Below are 20,305 nucleotides of genomic sequence, written 5' to 3'. Positions count from 1 at the left end.
GCATCAACCCTGGAGCGGCGTGTCGATGATCGCGAGCCGCTGCTCGTTCTGCTTGAAGTTGATGCTGGCAACGCCGAGCATCGCGCGGAGCTTTGCGTCCTCGACCTTCATCGGTCCGGGCGAGGGGGCAGCCCCGGGTGCCGGCTGCGGGAAGGCGGTGGAGCGGGCGGTGTGAAAGGTGACGTTGCCCTCGACCTTCTGCATCACCTGGTGAATATGCCCGTTCAGCACGGTGACCGAACCGAAGCCTTTCACCTGTTCCAGCGCGCGGGCGCCGTCCTCGGTGCCCCAGCCCCATTCGGGGTAGACCGTCCAGAGCGGGATGTGGGCGAACAGCACGATCGGCGTCGATTTCGACTTGCCGCGCAGATCGTCCTCGAGCCAGGCGAGCTGCTCGGCGCCGAGATTGCCGAGGCCTCCGGCCTTGAGGTCGACGACATTGACGAGGCCGATGAAGTGCACGCCGCCAGCGTCGAACGAATACCAGCCTGCGCCCTTTGTGCCGCGGCCGTAGCGCTCGCGATAGAATTTCACCTCCTCGTCGAGGAAGTCATGCTCGCCGGGCACGTAATGCACGTCGAGCTTGCTCTGCGAGATGATGCGATCGGCATTGTCGAATTCGGCGGCCTTCGACAGATGCGTGATGTCGCCAGTGTGGATCATGAACGACGGCTTGACCGGCATCGCGTTGATCTTGTTGATGGCTTCCTCGAGCGTGCCGAGCGCGTTGGGATTGGCCGGCTTGTCGAAGCCGACATGGCTGTCGCTGATCTGGAGGAAGGTCATTCCGGGCGCGGCCGCGGTCGCAGCTTGCGCGGAATCGATGATGCCGAGCGAGCGCGGCACGCCCCCAGTGATGGTCCAGAGCACTCCGGTGCCGGCCCAGGTCATGCATTCCAACACCTTGCGGCGGCTTAAGCCGTCCTCGCCGTGATCGTGTCCGCTCATCGCGCAGCTCCACTCCGCCCGGAATTGGGCTTCGGGGAGGTGATTGGGGGAGCGGGGGTGTTATTCCCGGACGCGATGACGTTTTCGTGAGGTGGTTGGACGCGTAGCCCGTATGGAGCGCAGCGGAATACGGGACCAATCGAGCGTCCTCTCCCGGATTTCGCTACGCCCCGTCGGGCTACGCATTCACTTCGCATCCTCCAGGATCATCGTCGCGCCTTTCTCGGCGATCATCGCAGTCGGCGTGTTGGTGTTGCCCGACGTGATGGTCGGCATGATCGAGGCATCGACAATGCGAAGGCCGCCGAGACCGTAGAAGCGCACGCGTTCGTCGACCACCGCCATCGGATCGCTCACCGCGCCCATCTTCGCGGTGCCGACGGGATGGAAGATGGTGGTGCCGATGTCGCCGGCGGCCTTCGCGAGCGAGGCATCGTCGTCGCCGACGGAGGGGCCGGGCAGATATTCGCTCGGGCGGTATTTTGCCAGCGCTTTCTGCTGCATCAGGCGGCGGGTGGTGCGGATGGCATCGGCGCCGACCTGACGGTCGTCATCCGTTGAAAGATAATTCGGCGCGATGATCGGCTTCTCGTCCGGCGCCGCCGAACGCAGACGTACGGTGCCGCGCGATGTCGGCTGGAGATTGCAGGCGCTCACCGTGATCGCGGGGAAGCGGTGCAGAGGATCGCCGAACTTGTCGAGCGACAGCGGTTGGACGTGGAATTGGATGTTGGCGCGTGCGCGCGTCGCGTCGGAGCGGGTGAAGATGCCGAGCTGCGACGGCGCCATGGTCAGCGGCCCGCGGCGACGGAAGGCGTAGTCGAGGCCCATCAGGCCGCGTCGAAGCAGGTTGTAATAGGTCTCGTTCAGTGTGCGCACGCCCTCGACCTTGTAGATCGCGCGCTGCTGGAGATGATCCTGTAAATTGCGGCCGACGCCGGGCTTGTCCATCACGATGTCGATGCCGAGCGGCGACAGCCAGTCGGCCGGCCCGAGGCCGGAGCGATGCAGCACCTGCACTGAGCCGATCGCGCCTGCCGAGAGGATCACCTCGCGCCTCGCACGCGCCTCGACGATCTCGCCATTCTGGATGAAGCGCACGCCGACGGCGCGGCCCTGTTCGACGATCAGCCGATCAACCAGCACATGCTTTTCGAGCCGCAGATTGGGCCGGTTCAGGACCGGCTTGAGGAAGCCGCGCGCCGACGACCAGCGCCGGCCGCGCTTCTGATTGACGTGGAAATAGCTGGTGCCTTCGTTGTCGCCGGTATTGAAATCCGGGATGCGCTTGATGCCCATCTCCTCGGCCGCGTCGCCCACGGCATCGAGGATGTCCCAGGACAGCCGCGGCGCCTCGATGCGCCAGCCGCCGCCGGCGCCGTGGTGCTCGCTCGCGCCGAGGAAGTGATCCTCGAGCCGTTTGAACAGCGGCAGCACGTCGTCATAACCCCAGCCGGTCATGCCGAGCTGGCGCCAGTGATCGTAATCAGCGGCCTGCCCGCGCATCGAGATCATGGCGTTGATCGCCGAAGAGCCGCCGATCACCTTGCCACGAGGATAGGCGAGCGAGCGGCCGTTCAGGCCGGGCTCGGCCTCGGTCCTGAACATCCAGTCCGAGCTCGGATTGCCGATGGCGAAGAGATAGCCGACGGGAATGTGGAACCAGATCCAGTTGTCGTCGCCGCCGGCTTCGAGGACGAGGACGCGATTGCTGGAAACGGCCGACAGCCGGTTGGCGACGATGCAGCCCGCCGTGCCGGCCCCAACGACAATGTAGTCAAACTCACCTTCGAGCCGCCTTGGCATTCTTCTTCCACCCAACAGGAATCGTGCCCTGGCTTGTCCCAGGCATCCACGAGCTTTCCGTTCTAATAGTCAGACGTGGATGGCCGGGACAAGTCCGGCCATGCCTGTGAGTCAGGGCTACACCCCGATCCGCGCCAGTTGGGTGGACTGGTGCTTGCATGGTAGACAGGCCTGCATTTTCAACAAAGCTTGAGACCCTCCATGCCCATCGTGAACCGCGTCGCCGACCTTCAACCCGATATTCAGGCCTGGCGCCGGGACATCCACCAGCATCCGGAGCTGCTCTATGACGTCCACCGCACTGCAGCATTCGTCGCGGACCGCCTGCGCGAGTTCGGCTGCGATGAGGTCGTGACGGGCATCGGCCAGACCGGCGTGGTCGGCGTGATCAAGGGCAGCAAGCCGGCCGGCGAGGGCCTCAAGGCCATCGGCCTACGCGCCGATATGGATGCGCTCCCGGTCGAGGAGCAGACCAACCTGCCTTATGCTTCGAAGACTCCCGGCAAGATGCACGCCTGCGGCCATGACGGCCACACCGCGATGCTGCTCGGTGCTGCGCGTTATCTCGCCGAGACCCGCAACTTCGCCGGCGATGCGGTGGTGATCTTCCAGCCGGCCGAGGAGGGCGGCGCGGGTGGAGCGGCCATGGTCAAGGACGGCCTGATGGAGCGCTTCGGCATCGAGCAAGTCTATGGCATGCACAACGGTCCGGGCATTCCGGTGGGCTCGTTCGCGATCCGGCCGGGTCCGATCATGGCGGCGACCGACGAGGTCGATATCATGATCGAGGGTCTCGGCGGCCACGCCGCGCGGCCGCACAAATGTGTCGATTCCGTTCTGGTCGGCGCGCAAGTCATCACGGCGCTGCAGTCGATCGTCGCGCGCAGCGTCGATCCGCTGGAATCGGCCGTGATCTCGATCTGCGAGTTCCACGCGGGCAATGCCCGCAACGTGATTCCACAAACCGCGACACTGAGGGGCACCATCCGCACGCTGTCGCCGGAGGTGCGCAAGCTGGTCGAGAAGCGCGTACGCGAGGTCGTCGCGGGCGTGGCGCAGATCACCGGCGCCAAGATCGACCTGCGCTACCAGCGCAATTATCCGGTAGTGGTCAATCACGCCGCGGAGACCGAGGTGGCGAAGCGCATTGCCAAGCAAGTTGCGGGCGAAGCCAATGTGCTCGAGATGCCGCCGCTGATGGGCGGCGAGGATTTCGCCTATATGCTGGAAGCGCGCCCCGGCGCCTTCATCTTCTGCGGCAACGGCGACAGCGCCGGCCTGCATCACCCCGCCTACAATTTCGACGACGAGGCGATCGTCTTCGGCACGTCGTACTGGGTCAAGCTGGTGGAGGGCCAACTCGCGGCGTGAGGTCATTCCCGTCCATCCCTTCGTTGCCCGGGCTTGCCCCGGGCATTTTTCTTGATCCGTCACATCCATTTCAATTTTGACACTGTCAAGATTTGGCTTGACGATGCCCCTGTCCGACCCTTAGATATCTTTACGTTGTAAAGATATCCTTCTGGTGGGCCTGTCGAAATTGCCAGCCCTCTTGCCTGCTCAACCGAGGGAGGTGTCAGTCAGGATCCAGGAAAGCCATGCCCGTCGTGAACCGCGTCGTCGACTTTCGACCCGACATCCAGACCTGGCGGCGGGACATTCACCAGCATCCGGAGCTGCTGTACGACGTTCACCGGACCGCAGCCTTCGTGGCAGACTGCCTGCGCGACTTCCGCTGCGACGAGGTCGTGACCGGCATCGGCCAGACCGGCGTCGTCGGCGTGATCAAGGGCAAGCGGCCGGCGAGCGCTGATATCAGGGTGATCGGTCTGCGCGCCGACATGGACGCGCTGCCGATCGAGGAGCAGACCAGCCTGCCTTACGCCTCGAAGATTCCGGGCAAGATGCACGCCTGCGGCCACGACGGCCACACCGCGATGCTGCTGGGTGCAGCCCGTTACCTGGCCGAGACCCGCAACTTCGCCGGCGATGCGATCGTGATCTTTCAGCCCGCCGAGGAGGGCGGTGCCGGCGGCGCGGCCATGGTCAAGGATGGACTCATGGAGCGTTTCGCCATCGATCAGGTCTACGGCATGCACAACGCCCCCGGCATTCCGATCGGGGCGTTCGCGATCCGGCAGGGCCCGATCATGGCGGCGACCGATGCGGTCGACATTAGGATCGAGGGCCTCGGCGGCCACGCGGCGCGTCCGCACAAATGCGTCGATCCCGTTCTGGTCGGCGCGCAGGTGATCACGGCCCTGCAGTCGATCGTCGCGCGCAGCGTCGATCCGTTGGACGCGGCCGTCATCTCGATCTGCGAATTTCACGCCGGCAACACCCGCAACGTCATTCCGCAAACGGCGGAGTTGAAAGGCACGATCCGCGTGCTGACCGCGGAGGCGCGCAAGCTCGTGGAGAAGCGCGTGCGCGAAATCGTGGCCGGCGTGGCCCAGATCAGTGGCGCCAAGATCGACCTGCGCTACAACAACAGTTATCCCGTGACCAACAACCACGCGGCACCGACCGAGGTGGCGCGTCGGATCGCCAAACAGGTCGTCGGAGACGCCAAAGTGTACGAGATGCCGCCGCAAATGGCCGGCGAGGACTTCGCCTACATGCTGGAAGCGCGGCCCGGCGCCCTTATCTTCTGCGGCAATGGCGACAGCGCCGGCCTGCATCACCCCGCCTATGATTTCAACGACGAGGCGATCGTTTACGGTACGTCGTACTGGGTCAAGCTGGTCGAGGAAGCGCTCGCGGCATCGTAAGACTCTTACTTCACCTCGCCCGGCTTGCTGGGAGAGGTCGGAATTCAAGCGCAGCTTGAATTCCGGGTGAGGGGACTCTCCGCGAGTCCGTCTCTCACCGTGATCGCGGAAGCGGCCCCTCACCCGAACCCTCTCCCCGTAAGAACGGGGAGAGGGAGTGGAGAGATCTTTCAGAAGATCCGCGAGAAGATCACGTACAGTGTGCCCGACAGCAGGATGGCGACCGGCAGGGTCAGCACCCAGGCCATCACCATGTTCCTGATGGTGGCGACCTGGAGACCCGAACCGTTCGCGGCCATGGTGCCGGCGACGCCGGACGACAGCACGTGGGTGGTCGAGACCGGCAGGCCGAATACGTCGGCGGCGCCGATCGTGGCGGCGGCGACGAGCTCGGCGGAGGCACCCTGCGCGTAGGTCAGATGGGTCTTGCCGATCTTCTCACCGACGGTCACGACGATGCGCTTCCAGCCGATCATGGTGCCGAGGCCGAGCGCGATTGCGACCGCAACCTTCACCCAGGTCGGGATGAACTTGGTCGCGCTGTCGAGCCCGCCCTTGTAGGCGTTCAAGGTCGCGACCTCTTCCTTGCTAAGGTCGTTTTCCTTGTCCTTCATCAGGAAGCGGATCGCTTCCGAGGTCAGGTACATGTCGTTGCGGGTGTTGCCGACGACTTCCGCCGGCACCTTGTTCAGCGAACCGTATTTCGCGACCTGCTCGCCGACATCCTTCACCAGCACTGCCAGCGAAGGATAGGTGCCTTCGCTGATGTGATGGGAGGTGACGTACTGCGTCACCGCAGGACGGGGATCGCCGATGATCGCATGGCCGGCGCCCTTGGCCGCAATCACCTTGGAGGCGGCTTCCGAAATCTTCGCGAACTGGGCGACCTGCGACTCCGGCAATGCGCGATTGAGCGCATAGGCCGTGGGCACAGTGCCGATCAGGATCAGCATGATCAGGCCCATGCCTTTCTGGCCGTCGTTCGAACCGTGGGCGAAGCTGACGCCGGTGCAGGTCAGGATCAGCAGGCCGCGAATCCAGATCGGCGGGGCTTTGTTACCCTCAGGAGCGGCATAGAGCGCCGGGTTCTTGATCATCAGCTTGAGCAGCAGCAGCAGGCCGGCGGCGCAGACGAAGCCGACCAGCGGGGACAGCAGGAGCGCATAGCCGATCTCCGTGGCCTTGCCCCAGTCCACGCCCGAGGTGCCGTCGCGGCCGCGCATCAGCGCGTTCGCAACGCCGACGCCGATGATCGAGCCGATCAGCGTGTGCGAGGAGGAGGCCGGCAGGCCGAAATACCAGGTGCCGAGGTTCCAAAGGATCGCGGCGATCAGCAGCGCGAACACCATCGCGAAACCGGCGCTGGAGCCGACCTGCAGGATCAGCTCGACCGGCAGCAGCGAAACGATGCCGAAGGCGACGGCGCCGGACGAGAGCAGCACGCCGAGGAAGTTGAAGAAGCCCGACCACATCACCGCGACTTCGGCCGGCAGCGAGTGGGTGTAGATGACGGTCGCTACCGCGTTGGCGGTGTCGTGGAAACCGTTGACGAATTCGAAGCCGAGCGCGATCAGGAGCGCAACGATAAGGAGGATATAAGGCAGGTAGCTCGTGACCCTGGTGCCGGTCGCATCGACATCGGAATAGATGCTGTAGGCCACGTAGAGCAGGCCCGCGGCGAGGATGCCGAAGAACAGGATCAGTGTCAGCGGATTGAAGCCCTTGTCGAGATTTGGCCGCGAGGCCGGCTGGATCGGCGCGGGATCGGCTACCGCGCGGTCGAATGCAACATCGGTCATGTCTGGACGCCCCTTAACTTTCTGTAAGGGCTATTGTCCCCGATCGATTTGAAGGCTGGATGACAGGCGGCGCCTGAAAGCCGTTTTCCCGCCAGTATTCAGGCGGCGCGCGCGGCTTTCTTCTGTAAGCCGGCGGCGATCTTCAAATCTTCGACAAAGCGGTGATATTCCAGCAGTTTGGCCTCCGGATCGGGCAACCGCAGCAGATAGGACGGGTGCACCGTCACCAGCGCCTTGCGGCCGTCGGGCAGGTCTATGAGCCGGCCGCGGTTCTTTCCGATCGGGGTGATTTTGCCGAACACGCTCTGCGCCGCGGTCGCGCCCATCGCGACGATGAGATCGGGCTGGATAACGGAGACCTCCCGCTCATACCACTGTCGGCAGGCCTTTATCTCCGGCGTATTCGGCTTTTGATGCAGACGGATCTTGCCGCGCGGCACGAATTTGAAGTGCTTCACCGCGTTGGTGACATAGACCTTCTTGCGGTCGACGCCGGCCTCCTGCAGCGCCCGGTCGAGCATCTGGCCGGCCGGACCGACAAAGGGATGGCCGGCGAGGTCTTCCTTGTCGCCGGGCTGTTCGCCGACCAGCATGATATTGGCGGACTTCGGGCCTTCGCCGAACACGGTCTGGGTCGCGTCCTTGTAGAGATGGCAGGCGCGGCAATGGGCGGCCTCCTCGCGGAGCGCTTCGAGATCGTCGGTGGCGGTCTTGCGTTTCATCGGAGCCTCCGGCCGCTTTTGAGGCTTGTGCGGATCGGTTGCGGCATTGGCGATCATGGCGCCGGTCATGCGTTCGGCGTCCTCGATCAGGGGCTTAATGATCGAAGCCTCGGGCAGGTTCCTCCAATATTTCTTCGGCATCTCCGTTTGCATCGCCTTCACCTTCAGGCGGGCCGGATTGAAGATGCTGGCGTAGTAGCGCCGCCAGGTTTCCTCCAGCCGGTCTTCGCTCGGCGCCTCGCTCTTGCTGACGCCTGATGTGAAGGAGAGAGCGTGGCCATCCCAATGCGCGCACAAATCCGGCGTCAGGATCGACCAGGGCATGTCGGCAAAGCGCTTGGCGAAGAACGGCGCGGCGAGCTCGACGATGTGATGCTCCGGCTCGAACCACGCAACGTAGTGCGCTTCGCGTTCCCTGCCGATCTCGCGGAAGCGCACGAAGGCATGCATCTTGTGCTCGTCGCGGTAGACCGCCTTTGCCATGGCCGTGACTTGCGCGACATCGGGATTGGTCGCGACCTCGATGAGGTCGTGATTGTCCTTCAGCCGAAACAGCAGGCGATAGAGGATCGCGAAACGCTCAGGATCGCGATGCAGGATCGCGGCCTTGGCGAGCTCGACGAATCTTGCAGGCACGTTGAAGGTGCCATCGGCACCGGCCGGCTGCGGAGACGGCGAGGGCGGCGCGAACAGCTCCGCTTCGCCGCCCCGCACGGCCCAGGTGATGTCGCCCGGCTTCATTTGATGAAGCACGAGGCTACGCGCGGCTTTGCGCCAGCCATCGAAATCGGTTTCGTTTTCGAGGATGATGTACTGCATCAGAAGCCAAATCCCAGTTGTGTTGCCGGCTTGAACCGTTCGATCAGCCGTGCCTCGTCGAGGCGGTGCGGCGCGGGCCGGTGATCGCTGAGGACGATGAACGGCAGCGCCTTGTTGCGGGGCACGTGCAGCCGCGCGAGGTCGGCGACGCGGATCGTGGTCGTGCGGCGCGCCGCGATGATGCGCTCGACCGCCTTGGTGCCGAAGCCCGGCACGCGCAACAATTCCTCGCGGCTGGCGCGGTTGACATCGAGCGGGAAGCGGTCGCGGTGACGCAGCGCCCAGGCGAGCTTTGGATCGATGTCGAGCGGCAGCATCGCGCTGTCGTCGACGATCTCGCCGACGTCGAAGCCGTAGAACCGCATCAGCCAATCGGCCTGGTAGAGACGGTGCTCGCGCAGCAAGGGCGGCGCGCGCAGAGGCAGCGCGCGGCTGGCATCGGGGATGGGGCTGAACGCGGAATAATAGACGCGCCTCAGCCTGTATGAACCGTAGAGATTGGCACTGGTGTGGAGGATGGTGTGGTCGGAAGCCGCGTCGGCGCCGACGATCATCTGCGTGCTTTGGCCGGCCGGCGCGAAGCGTTGCGGCTTGGCTTTCGTCTTCGCGCTGCGGCTTTCCTCGGCCTCGTCCAGCTTCAGCCGCAGCCGGCCCATGGTACGGCGGATCGCGCGCACGTCCTTCTCGGGCGCGAATTGCTGCAGGCTCGTCTCCTGCGGCATCTCGATGTTGATGGAGAGACGGTCGGCATATTTGCCGGCCTCGGAGATCAATGCATCGTCGGCCTCGGGAATAGTCTTGAGATGGATGTAGCCACGGAAGTGATGCTCCTCGCGCAGTTTTCGCGCGACGCTCACCACCTGCTCCATGGTGTAGTCGGGGTTACGGATGATCCCGGAGGAGAGAAATAGTCCTTCGATGTAATTGCGCCGGTAGAAGTCGAGCGTCAGCTTGATCACTTCGTCGATGGTGAAGCGGGCACGTGGCACGTTGGAGGAGGCGCGGTTGACGCAATAGAGGCAGTCGTAATTGCAGGCGTTGGTCAGCAGCACCTTGAGCAGCGAGATACAGCGGCCGTCCGGCGCGTAGGAATGGCAGATACCCATGCCGGGCGCGGTCGAGCCCATGCCCTTGCCGTCGCTGGAATCCCGCCTCTCGGTGCCGCTGGAGGCGCAGGACGCGTCGTACTTGGCGGCGTCCGCCAGGATTTCCAGCTTGCGTTGCACGTCCATATTGGAATCCCTTTGATTCAGCTCACGAATCCCAAGGCCCGCCAATTCGATTGACTCCCGGGGCGTCGTTAGCTTTATATTAGAACATATCATGAACAAATGAGCTAGCCGCTGGTTCTCTTTTTGAGAGCCACCGGCAATCACCCTTGAGGAGCGGCGTATATGAGCGGCGCACGAACAAGCGCGCTTGCAGCCTTGCGCGGCCAGATCGAGCGCATCGAGACGGCGGAGGTCGTGCATCATCGCGACCGTGTCGCGCTCGGCCACCGCGAGGCCGACAGCGCGCTAAAGGGCGGGCTCGCGCGCGCGGCAATCCACGAGGTGTTTTGCGAGGGACGTCAGGGCGCGACCGCGACCGGCTTTGTCACGGGACTTGCGGGGCGCGTGACGGCACGCAAGCCGCTGCTGTGGGTGCGGCAGGATTTTTCGGAAATTGAAACCGGCGCGCTGTCGATGAGCGGGCTCGCCGAGATCGGTCTCGATCCGCGTCGCATGGTGATGGTGCGCGCCGCCGACGTGGAGAGCGCGCTGCGCACGTCGGCTGATGCACTCGCCTGCGACGCGCTGGGCGCCGTCGTGCTCGAGCTCTGGGGCGAGACGAGGCAGTTCGATCTCGTAGCGAGCCGCAAGCTGACATTGGCTGCGCAGTCTTCCGGTGTCACCGGCTTGCTGCTGCGGATGGCCGCGCAACCTTTGCCCTCGACCGCCGAGACCAGGTGGATGCTGCGCGCGGCGCATTCGCCGCCGGGCGCGATGTGGAGTGCCTGGGGTGCGCCGCGCTTCGATGCCGAGCTCCTGCGCAATCGTCATGGCCCGTGTGGCCGGTGGATCATGGAATGGAAATGTGATGAGTGCCAGTTCTCTGAATCGTCGGCGTATCCTCAGCCTGTGGCTGCCGCGCCTGCCCATCGACCGGATCCAGCGGTTCTTCGACGGCGTCGGGCTGGGTAGAACCAATGATCCGAGCATTGTCGTCATCAAGGACAGCAACGCGCTGGTGATCCATGCGCTGGACGAGGCGGCCGAGCGCCTCGGTCTGCATATCGGCCAGCCGCTGGCCAATGCCCGGGCGATGTGTCCTGATTTAAAGGTGTTCGACGCCGATGCCGTGGCCGATGCCAAGACGATCGGCGACATCGCCGACTGGTGCGACCGCTTCACGCCGCTGGTGGCGCTCGATCCGCCGCACGGGCTGTTCCTCGACATCACCGGCTGCGCGCATCTGTTCGGCGGCGAGGCTGCGCTGTTGCAAACCCTTGTCCGTGCCCTCGATCGCCAGGGCTTTGCCGTCAGCGCGGCGGTCGCCGGCACCTCGGTCTGCGCGCGCACGCTGACGCGGCAGGCATCCGGTAGCATCGTTGCCGATGACGGGGAGGCGGCGGCAATCAGCCGGTTTCCGGTGTCCGCGCTTGGTGCGGGTGAGGCCATCACCACCGGCCTGCGCCGCGCCGGCTTGAAGACCATCGGGGATGTGGCCTCGCGAACGCCGAGCGAAATCACGGCGCGGTTTGGTGCACGATTCTCCACACTGCTCGCGCATGCGCTGGGGCAGGGCGATGCGCCGATCAATCCACGAAAGCCGCTGCCCGATTACATCGTGGAGAAACGCTTTGCCGAGCCGATCGCGACCGACACCATGATCGCGATGACGCTGTCGCGCCTGGCGGACACGTTGATCGCGTCGATGGAGAAGCAGGGCAAGGGCGCGCGCCGGCTTGAGGCCACCTTCTTCCGTACCGACGGCGCAGTGCGTGCGATCATGGTCGAGACCGGACGTCCCGTGACGCAGAGCGCGGTCGTCGACCGGCTGTTCCGCGAGCGTCTCGATGCACTCGCCGATCCGCTCGATCCCGGCTTCGGCTTCGACATGGTGCGGCTGTCGGCAAGCCGCACCGAGATCGTGGTGCAGGAGCAGCGCGATCTCGATGCCCATGTCCACGACAATGACGAGCTTGCTGCGCTGATCGACCGCATCGCCGCGCGCATCGGCGGAAAGCGCGTCGTCGTGCACCTGCCTGAGGATACCCATATCCCCGAATGTGCGGTGCTGGCGGCGCCTGCCCAGCATCATCTCGCCGTGGCCATGCAGGCCGAATGGCCCGCGCGCACTGAAAGTGAGCCGCCGCTGCGTCCGTTGCGGCTGTTCGACAAGCCTGAGCCGATCAATGTGCCGTTCGCGACCGTGCCCGACGGCCCGCCGCATCAATTCACCTGGCGCCGCGCGCAGCATGCGGTGGTGCGGGTGGAAGGCCCCGAGCGCATCGCCATGGAATGGTGGCGGCAGGACGGCAAGCAACTGACGCGGGATTATTTCCGTATCGAGGATGCCGAAGGCCTGCGCTTCTGGATCTTTCGCGATGGTCTTTACGAGGGGGAGTGCTTCGACGGCGACGGCAAGCCCGTTCCTCCCGGTTGGTATGTGCACGGTCTCTTCGCATGACTACGCCAGCTTATGCCGAGATCGGCATCACCACGAATTTTTCCTTCCTGCGCGGCGGCTCGGATCCGCGCGCCTATGTGCATCAGGCCAGCAAACTCGGCATTCCCGTGATCGGCATCGCCGACCACAACACGCTCGCCGGCGTGGTGCGCGCCTACAAGGAGCTCGACAATGACGAGGTGCTGCACAAGCCAAAACTTCTGATCGGCGCGCGCATCGTCTTCATCGATGGTACGCCCGATATCCTGGTCTATCCGCGCGACCGCGCCGCCTACGGCCGGCTGTGCCAGCTCCTCACCAGGGGCAAGCGCGGCGACGACATCACTCGGATCGCGAAGGGCGAATGCCATCTCACCTTCGCTGATCTCCTTGCGTTTTCCGAAGGCCAGCTCCTGATCCTGACGCTGCCGCATCGCTTCGATGCAGCGCAAGCGCAGGACATCCTCGCCAAGCTGAAGGCAAGTCGGGCCGAGGGCGTGTGGCTGGCGGCGAGCCTGGTCTATCGCGGCGACGACCGCCGTCGCCTCGCGCAGCTCGATGATCTCGCCTCAAAAGCAAAAGTGCCGCTGCTTGCGACCAACGAGGTGCTCTATCACCACCCCGCGCGCCGTCCCCTCCAGGACGTGCTGACCTGCATCCGGGAAAAAACCACGATCGAGGCGGTCGGCCGCAAGCTGGAAGGCAATGCCGAGCGGTTTCTGAAGACGCCCAGGGAGATGGCGCGGCTATTCCGCGATTTCCCTGAGGCTGTCGCGGAGACCATTCGCTTTGCGGACAAGATCACCTTCTCGCTCGACCAGCTCAAATATCAGTATCCGGACGAGCCGGTGCCGCGGGGCAAGACCGCGCAAGGGCATCTGGAGGATCTGACCTGGGCCGGTGTCGACAAATATTTTGGCGGCAAGATCGACGACAAGCTGCGCGCCACCCTGAAGAAAGAACTCGCGCTGATCGCCGAACTGAAATACGCACATTACTTTCTCACCGTGCACGACATCGTGCATTACGCGCGCAGCCAGAACATTTTGTGCCAGGGGCGGGGATCGGCAGCGAATTCGGCGGTCTGCTACGTGCTCGGCATCACCTCGGTCGACCCGACCAAGGTCGATCTGCTGTTCGAGCGATTCATCTCCAAGGAACGGCTGGAGCCGCCCGACATCGACGTCGATTTCGAGCATTCGCGGCGCGAGGAGGTGATGCAATATGTCTATCGGCGTTACGGCCGCCATCGCGCCGCGATCATCGCCACCGTCATTCATTATCGCCCGCGCAGCGCCATCCGCGACGTCGGCAAGGCGCTGGGCCTAACCGAGGACGTCACCGCGGCCCTCGCCGATACGGTGTGGGGAAGCTGGGGCAAGGGCCTCAACGACATGCAGGTCAGGCAGGCCGGCCTCGATCCGCAAAATTCCATGATCAACCTCGCGGTCGAGCTCGCGACCGAGTTGATCGAATTCCCGCGTCATCTGTCCCAACATGTCGGCGGCTATGTGCTCACGCAAGACCGGCTCGACACCTATGTGCCGATCGGCAATGCGGCGATGGATGATCGCACCTTCATCGAATGGGACAAGGACGATGTCGACGCGCTCAGCATGATGAAGGTCGACGTGCTCGCGCTGGGCATGCTGACTTGCATCCGCAAGTGCTTTGATCTGATCGAGCAGCACAAGGGCGAACGCTGGATGCTGGCGAGCGTCCCGCAGGATGATTCCAAAGTCTACGACATGCTGTGCGATGGGGAGTCGCTCGGCGTGTTCCAGGTCGAGAGCCGCGCCCAGATGAACATGCTGCCGCGCCTGAAGCCGCGGACCTTCTACGATCTCGTCATTGAGGTCGCGATCGTGCGGCCGGGACCGATCCAGGGCGACATGGTGCATCCGTATTTGCGGCGGCGGAACGGCCTGGAAAAAGTGAGTTATCCGTCGCCGTCACCGGATCATGGCGACAAGGACGAACTTTACAATGTGCTGCACAAAACATTGGGCGTGCCGCTGTTCCAGGAGCAAGCGATGCGCATCGCGATCGAGGCGGCAAAATTCACCTCCGAGGAAGCCAACGGCCTGCGCCGCTCCATGGCGACCTTCCGCAATGTCGGCACCATCGGCCAATACGAGGAGAAGCTGATCGGCAACATGGTCGCGCGCGGCTACGATCCGAACTTCGCCAGGAGCTGCTTCGACCAGATCAAGGGCTTTGGCTCCTACGGTTTTCCGGAGAGCCATGCCGCAAGCTTCGCGCAACTCGTCTACATATCTTCATGGCTGAAATATCATCATCCCGATGCCTTCTGCTGTGGTCTGCTGAACTCGCAGCCGATGGGCTTCTACGCGCCGGCGCAGATCGTCGGCGATGCCCGCAAGAACGGCGTCGAGGTGCGCGAGATCGATGTGTCCTACAGTTTTGCGCAGAGCACGCTGGAGCAGGGAAATGGCGGGTATTGCGCGGTACGTCTCGGCTTCCGCCAGATCGACGGTTTCCACTGGCTGGACGAGGATGAGGAAAGGCTGAAAAGAGCCGCGTCCCGGAATGACCATGTGGAGAGAGCGCCCGACTGGGCCGACCGCATCGTCGCCGCCCGCAACCGCCGGCCCTTCACCTCGCTGGAAGACTTCGCCCGCGACACCGGCCTGCCCAAGCGCGCGTTGATCCTGCTCGCCGATGCCGACGCGTTCCGCTCGCTCGGGCTCGACCGCCGCGAGGCGCTGTGGCAGGTGCGGCGCCTGCCCGACGACGTGCCGCTGCCGCTGTTCGAGGTGGCTACCGCGCGCGAGCAGCCGGACGAGCACGCCAGGCCATTGCCGGTGATGCCGCGCGCCGAACAGGTGGTCGCGGACTACCAAACCATTCGCCTTTCGCTCAAAGGCCATCCGATGGAATTTTTGCGCGAGATGTTTACGCGCGAGCGCATCATCGCCTGCAAGGACATCAATCATGACAACGAGCGGCGCCGCGTTCGCTGTGCCGGCGTCGTTCTGGTACGACAGCGGCCGGGCAGCGCTAGCGGCGTCGTGTTCATGACACTGGAGGACGAAACCGGCATCGCCAATGTCGTTGTGTGGCCGAAGATCATGGAGCAGTACCGGAAAGAGGTAATGGGCGCGCGCCTCATCCTGGTCGAGGGCTACATCCAGAGCAGCCCAGAAAAGGTGACGCACCTTATCGCCCAGCGCATGATCGACCGTTCACACGACCTGATCGGGCTTGCCAACGATGCCTTGACCCGCAAGCATCCGGTGCCGGCAGGCGCCGATCTGATCGAACCGCTCAATGACGACCCCCGCGCCCACACGGATGCGCCCGCGCAAAAACTTCGCCACCCCCGCAACGTTCGCATCCTGCCGCCGTCGCGGGATTTTCATTGAGGAATGTAGCGCTATCTGCTGCCACACCGTCATTGCGAGCAAAGCGAAGCAATCCAGACTGTCACCGCGGAGAGATACTGGATTGCTTCGCTGCGCTCGCAATGACGAGTTTGTTGCGACGCGCGCGTGTCACACTCGCGGTGTCATACCCGGCGGAGGCGGGGTATCCAGTACGCCGCGGCTTCACGATTCAACTTCTGTCGCATCGGAATACTGGATCGCCCGGTCAAGTCGGGCGATGACAGCGTGGCCTCAAAAATTCACCCGGTTCGAGATCGCGCCGTCCACCACCAGATTCGAGCCCGTGGTGAACCCCGACACCGGGCTTGCCAGAAACACCGCTGCGCTTGCGATTTCCTGCGGCGTCGCCATGCGGCCGGTGGGGTTACGCTTCATCGCATCATTGTAGCGCTCGGGCATGTTCTGCTCGATCGTATTCCAGACGCCGCCCTTGAAGTAGACCGTGCCGGGCGAGACCACGTTGACGCGGATCTTCTTCTTCGCATATTGCCGCGCCAGTCCCTTGGCCATGTGGATCAATGCCGCCTTGATCGGGCCGTAGGAGCTCGCCGTGTCCGCTTGCGCCGCGGAGATCGATGAGATGATCACGAAGGCGGCGTCACCGCTGCTCGCACCGCTGGCCTCGAGGAACGGCCGCGCGGCGTCGAACGCATGCACGGCGCCGAGCAGGTCGAGCCGAAAATTCTGTTCCCACGACGCGGCATCATGGCCTTGCGCCATCGCGCCCGCGTTGGAGAACAGCATGTCGATGCCGCCAAGCTCTTTTGCCGCGCTCTCGATCCAGGATTTCAGCGCCGCGCCGTCGGTGACATCGACCGGGCCGCCGGTCGCGCGGATCCCGCTGGCCTTCAACTCCGTCACGGTGGCGGCAACCTGATCGGCGTTGCGCGCGCACACCGCGACATTGCTGCCTTCGCCGGCCAGCGTCGCCGCAATCGCCCGCCCGATGCCGCGCGTGCCGCCGAGTACGACGGCGTTCTTGCCTTTGAGACCGAGATCCATTGTTTGGTTTTCCTTGTTGTTGGTCGCGCGCTGTCGTTGCGAACAAAGCGGGGTGCCTCTCCAATGTCGTCCTGGCGAAAGCCAGGACCCATTACCACAAACCCTCGTTGCTGTGCGATGTTGTGGCCAACGCGCATTTCAACAACATTCGACCGGGGTAATGGGTCCTGGCTTTCGCCAGGACGACATCCTGCGTGCGTTTGATTGCGTCGTTCAAATCGATCACCCTCACTCCGGTGCCGCGCCCACCGGTGGGCCGCCGGGCGGGCGGTGCAGGAATGTCAGTGAGACGTAGGCGCCGGCCCAGGAGCCGATCGCCGCGAAAGCCACATAGAACGCATTTTCGGTGTAGCTGATCACGGCGTAGGAGGAGAGCATGTACCAGACCGCGCTCCAGTTCGCCGCGGGCACGCGCTTGCGCGCGATCACCGCCGAGGTGAACATGACATAGACCGCGTCGGTGGCTGCCGTTGCGATGAACACGGCGCCTGCGGTGAGGGGATCGATGGCGGCCATTGCATGTCCTTGTGTGCTAATGCGATGATCGCAAACTAAGGGGAGAGAAGGGTCATGCAAAGCCCCACCGAAATTCTCAGTGGCATCTGGACCTCCGCCGGCGGTGACGCCGCCGCGCTTGCCCACGTGCGGCTGACGGGCGAAGAGCCGCAAATCCCGTCCTCGTTTCGCGTCGCAATTGCCGGCCAAACGACGATCGCAGCCGCCGGCCTTGCTGCCGCCGAAATCTGGAGATTGCGCAGCGGCGAGGCGCAGGACGTTAGCGTCGACCTGCGCCATGCCGTCGCCGAATGCCGCTCCGAGCGCTACTTGCGCGTCGACGACAGGCCGCCGCCGCCGGCCTGGGACGCCATCGCCGGCGTCTACAGAACCGGCGACAACCGCTTCGTCCGCTGCCACACCAATTTTCCGCATCATCGCGACGCCGTCTGCAAGGTCCTCGGCTCCGAGCCCGAGCGCGAGAAGGTGCAGGCCGCATTGATGCAATGGAAAGGCGAAGATTTCGAGACCGCGGCCTACGCTGCGGGCGGCGTCGTTGCCCTGATGCGCTCCTACGACGAATGGTCGACGCTGCCGCAGGCCCGCGCGCTCGCTGAATTGCCGCTGGTTTCGATCGAGAAGATCGGCGAGGCCCCGCCAAAGCCGTGGCCGCAACGACCGCCAAAAGGCGATCGCCCGCTCGCAGGTCTGCGCGTGCTCGATCTCTCGCGCGTTATCGCGGGCCCCGTCGCCGGCCGCACGCTTGCCGCGCACGGCGCGGATGTGCTGCTCGTGTCAGGCCCCGCGCTGCCGGCCATTCCGTGGCTGACCATCGACACCGGCCGCGGCAAGCTCACAACCTTCATCGAGCTGAAGAGCGAGGCCGGCAGAGTGCAGATGCGCGCGCTGTTGAAGGACGCCGACATCTTCTCGCAAGGCTATCGGCCGCGCGCGCTCGCCGCTCTCGGCTTTACGCCGGAGGACGCGGCGAAAATCAATCCCGGCATCGTCTACGTGACGCTGTCGGCCTATGGCCATGCCGGTCCCTGGGCGGAACGGCGCGGCTTCGATTCGCTGGTGCAGACCACGATCGGCTTCAACCATGCCGAGGGACAGGCTGCCGGCATCGATGGACCGAAGGAATTGCCGGCGCAGATGCTCGACCACGCCACCGGTTATCTGATGGCGTTCGGCGCGATGATGGCCAAGGCCCGCCAGGCCCGCGAAGGCGGCAGCTGGCACGTGCGCGTGTCGCTGACGCAGACCGGGCGCTGGCTCTGGAATCTCGGACGGCTCGAAAATGGCCTGAACACCCCGGATATTACGGGCGAGGCCGTACATGCTGCATTCATCGAGAGCATGCCTTCTGGCTTCGGCATGTTGAAGGCGGTGCGCCATTCAGCGCTGCTGTCGAAGACGCCGGCGCGATGGAGCCGTCCGGCGATGCCGCTCGGCAGTCATCCGGCAGAGTGGCCGGTGACAAGCTGACGTGAAGCTGACGTGTCGCAAATTTTTAACGCAAACCGAAAGGCGCCCGGCGTTTTTTAGGTTGTTTGAAATCACAATTCGGCACTATTAGCGCGACCGATGAGGCGGGCATCCGCCGGTATCATCGCAGACATGACCGGGCCCCATGGTAGTTGAAAATACCAAGCGATTGCAGGTGCTTACAAAACAACGGGTGATTACATCCGTAGTTTTACTAGCTCTTGCCGGTGCCGGGGCCTACGGCTTCCTCTATGCGGGAGCCAAGGAGAAGAGCCACTCCGAGATCTCCAGCCAGTCGCGCAGGAGTGCGCAGAACTTCACGCCGACGCCGTCGGAATGGGCGACGCTGACGATCGAGCCGGTCAAGGCCAAGACCTTCCGCGCCGAGTATGTCACCGAGGGCAAGGTCGCAGTCGACGAGGACCGTTCGACGCCGGTGTTCTCGCCCTATGCGGGCCGGGTGACCAAGCTGCTCGCCAAGCCCGGCGAGGTGCTGAAGCAAGGTCAACCGCTGTTCACAATCGAGGCCGCCGACACCGTGCAGGCCCAGAACGATTTCATTGCGGCGATGAGCTCGCAGAACAAGGCGAAGTCGGCGATCGATCTTGCCGACATCCAGTTCAAGCGCGCCAAGGACCTCTACGAGGGCCATGCCATCCCCCTGAAGGATTATCAGCAGGCGGAAGCGACCCAGGTTCAGGCGCAGAACGACATGCGCTCCTCGGCGACCGCGCTGGAAGCCGCGCGCAACAAGCTGCGGATCCTCGGCTTCACCGACGAGACCATCAAGGCGTTCCAGGACAAGGGCGTCATCAATCCGGAAGTCACGATCTATTCGCCGATCGCGGGCACGGTCGTGCAGCGTAAGATCGGCCCTGGCCAGTACGTTAATTCGGGCGCCAGCGATCCGGTCTTCGTGGTCGGCGACCTCTCCTCGGTCTGGCTCACCGCCTTCGTGCGCGAGAGCGATGCGGCTGCCGTGTGCATCGGGCAGGACATCACCGTCAACGTGATGGCGCTGCCGGGCCGCCCCTTGACCGCCAAGGTCAACTATGTCGCCGCCGCGATCGATCCGAACACCCGCCGCCTGCTGGTCCGCGCCACCATCGACAACAAGGACGGTCTGCTGAAGCCGGAGATGTTCGCCAACGTCACGATCTATTCGTCCGGCGACCGCGCCGCGCCGGCGGTACCAAAGCAGGCCTTGATCTACGAAGCCGACAAGGTCCGCCTCTGGGTCGCACGCGAGGACAAGTCGGTCGAGCTGCGCGAGATCAAGATCGGTCTCATCAATGGCAATCTCGTCGAGGTCACCAGCAATCTGAAGCCCGGCGAGCAGGTGGTCACCAAAGGCAGCCTGTTCATCGACCGCGCCGCGTCCGGCAGCTGATTGACGG

The 20,305-nt window shown here is 64.1% G+C and carries 14 protein-coding genes; 7 read left to right on the top strand and 7 right to left on the bottom strand.

What is annotated here, in order from left to right; translation table 11 throughout:
* Positions 1 to 3: 3 nt before the first annotated feature.
* Together ABIB80_RS13505 and ABIB80_RS13500 are read right to left on the bottom strand one after the other, a co-directional pair.
* On the bottom strand, positions 4 to 948 hold the full coding sequence (locus ABIB80_RS13505) for a metallophosphoesterase family protein (protein WP_007593611.1): 945 nt from the start codon (positions 946 to 948) through the stop codon (positions 4 to 6).
* A gap of 186 nt (positions 949 to 1,134) precedes the next feature.
* Positions 1,135 to 2,754: a GMC family oxidoreductase gene (locus ABIB80_RS13500; protein WP_354127646.1), complete on the bottom strand. Its 1,620-nt coding sequence runs from the start codon at positions 2,752 to 2,754 to the stop codon at positions 1,135 to 1,137.
* Between the two features lie 201 nt (positions 2,755 to 2,955).
* On the opposite strand from ABIB80_RS13500, the gene ABIB80_RS13495 reads away from it, so the two are divergent.
* Together ABIB80_RS13495 and ABIB80_RS13490 are read left to right on the top strand one after the other, a co-directional pair.
* Positions 2,956 to 4,125 (top strand): M20 aminoacylase family protein, encoded by a 1,170-nt coding sequence (locus ABIB80_RS13495; RefSeq protein ID WP_007593609.1) that lies wholly within the window; start codon positions 2,956 to 2,958, stop codon positions 4,123 to 4,125.
* 227 nt (positions 4,126 to 4,352) lie between these two features.
* Positions 4,353 to 5,525 carry a M20 aminoacylase family protein gene (locus ABIB80_RS13490; protein ID WP_007593608.1) on the top strand — a complete coding sequence of 391 codons (1,173 nt, stop codon included), beginning with the start codon at positions 4,353 to 4,355 and terminating at the stop codon, positions 5,523 to 5,525.
* 170 nt (positions 5,526 to 5,695) lie between these two features.
* Here the strand turns inward: ABIB80_RS13490 and ABIB80_RS13485 are convergent, their stop codons facing one another.
* From ABIB80_RS13485 to ABIB80_RS13475, 3 genes are all read right to left on the bottom strand, one after another.
* The gene (locus ABIB80_RS13485) at positions 5,696 to 7,324 is read right to left on the bottom strand and encodes an inorganic phosphate transporter (protein WP_007593607.1); all 1,629 of its coding nucleotides are present in this window, start codon (positions 7,322 to 7,324) and stop codon (positions 5,696 to 5,698) included.
* Positions 7,325 to 7,422: 98 nt separating this feature from the next.
* The gene (locus ABIB80_RS13480; protein ID WP_354127645.1) at positions 7,423 to 8,865 is read right to left on the bottom strand and encodes a UdgX family uracil-DNA binding protein; all 1,443 of its coding nucleotides are present in this window, start codon (positions 8,863 to 8,865) and stop codon (positions 7,423 to 7,425) included.
* Positions 8,865 to 10,097, bottom strand: coding sequence for a putative DNA modification/repair radical SAM protein (locus tag ABIB80_RS13475; RefSeq protein WP_219684817.1), 1,233 nt, complete (start codon positions 10,095 to 10,097; stop codon positions 8,865 to 8,867). Before ABIB80_RS13475 ends, ABIB80_RS13480 begins: the two co-directional genes overlap by 1 nt.
* A gap of 162 nt (positions 10,098 to 10,259) precedes the next feature.
* On the opposite strand from ABIB80_RS13475, the gene ABIB80_RS13470 reads away from it, so the two are divergent.
* The 3 genes from ABIB80_RS13470 to ABIB80_RS13460 are packed head-to-tail and all read left to right on the top strand — an operon-like array spanning position 10,260 to position 15,902.
* Positions 10,260 to 11,048: an ImuA family protein gene (locus ABIB80_RS13470; RefSeq protein WP_354127644.1), complete on the top strand. Its 789-nt coding sequence runs from the start codon at positions 10,260 to 10,262 to the stop codon at positions 11,046 to 11,048.
* Complete coding sequence (locus tag ABIB80_RS13465) at positions 10,945 to 12,537, top strand: Y-family DNA polymerase (RefSeq protein ID WP_354127643.1); 1,593 nt, start codon at positions 10,945 to 10,947, stop codon at positions 12,535 to 12,537. Before ABIB80_RS13470 ends, ABIB80_RS13465 begins: the two co-directional genes overlap by 104 nt.
* Positions 12,534 to 15,902, top strand: a complete 3,369-nt coding sequence (locus tag ABIB80_RS13460) for an error-prone DNA polymerase (RefSeq protein WP_354127642.1) — start codon at positions 12,534 to 12,536, stop codon at positions 15,900 to 15,902. The genes ABIB80_RS13465 and ABIB80_RS13460 overlap by 4 nt, the downstream gene beginning before the upstream one ends.
* Before the next feature lie 252 nt (positions 15,903 to 16,154).
* Here the strand turns inward: ABIB80_RS13460 and ABIB80_RS13455 are convergent, their stop codons facing one another.
* Together ABIB80_RS13455 and ABIB80_RS13450 are read right to left on the bottom strand one after the other, a co-directional pair.
* Positions 16,155 to 16,925, bottom strand: coding sequence for an SDR family NAD(P)-dependent oxidoreductase (locus tag ABIB80_RS13455; protein ID WP_007593601.1), 771 nt, complete (start codon positions 16,923 to 16,925; stop codon positions 16,155 to 16,157).
* A 228-nt stretch (positions 16,926 to 17,153) separates the two neighbouring features.
* Complete coding sequence (locus tag ABIB80_RS13450) at positions 17,154 to 17,441, bottom strand: hypothetical protein (RefSeq protein WP_007593600.1); 288 nt, start codon at positions 17,439 to 17,441, stop codon at positions 17,154 to 17,156.
* Positions 17,442 to 17,495: 54 nt separating this feature from the next.
* Here ABIB80_RS13450 and ABIB80_RS13445 point away from each other — a divergent pair, with 54 nt between their 5' ends.
* On the top strand, positions 17,496 to 18,908 hold the full coding sequence (locus ABIB80_RS13445) for a CoA transferase (protein WP_354127641.1): 1,413 nt from the start codon (positions 17,496 to 17,498) through the stop codon (positions 18,906 to 18,908).
* Between the two features lie 145 nt (positions 18,909 to 19,053).
* Positions 19,054 to 20,298, top strand: a complete 1,245-nt coding sequence (locus tag ABIB80_RS13440; protein ID WP_219684889.1) for an efflux RND transporter periplasmic adaptor subunit — start codon at positions 19,054 to 19,056, stop codon at positions 20,296 to 20,298.
* The last annotated feature ends 7 nt before the right edge of the window (positions 20,299 to 20,305 follow it).

This window comes from Bradyrhizobium sp. i1.15.2, assembly GCF_040548425.1.
GTDB lineage: Bacteria > Pseudomonadota > Alphaproteobacteria > Rhizobiales > Xanthobacteraceae > Bradyrhizobium > Bradyrhizobium canariense.
Note: the sequence above shows the minus strand (reverse complement) of the source record. Positions and strands in the feature narration are given on the sequence as shown.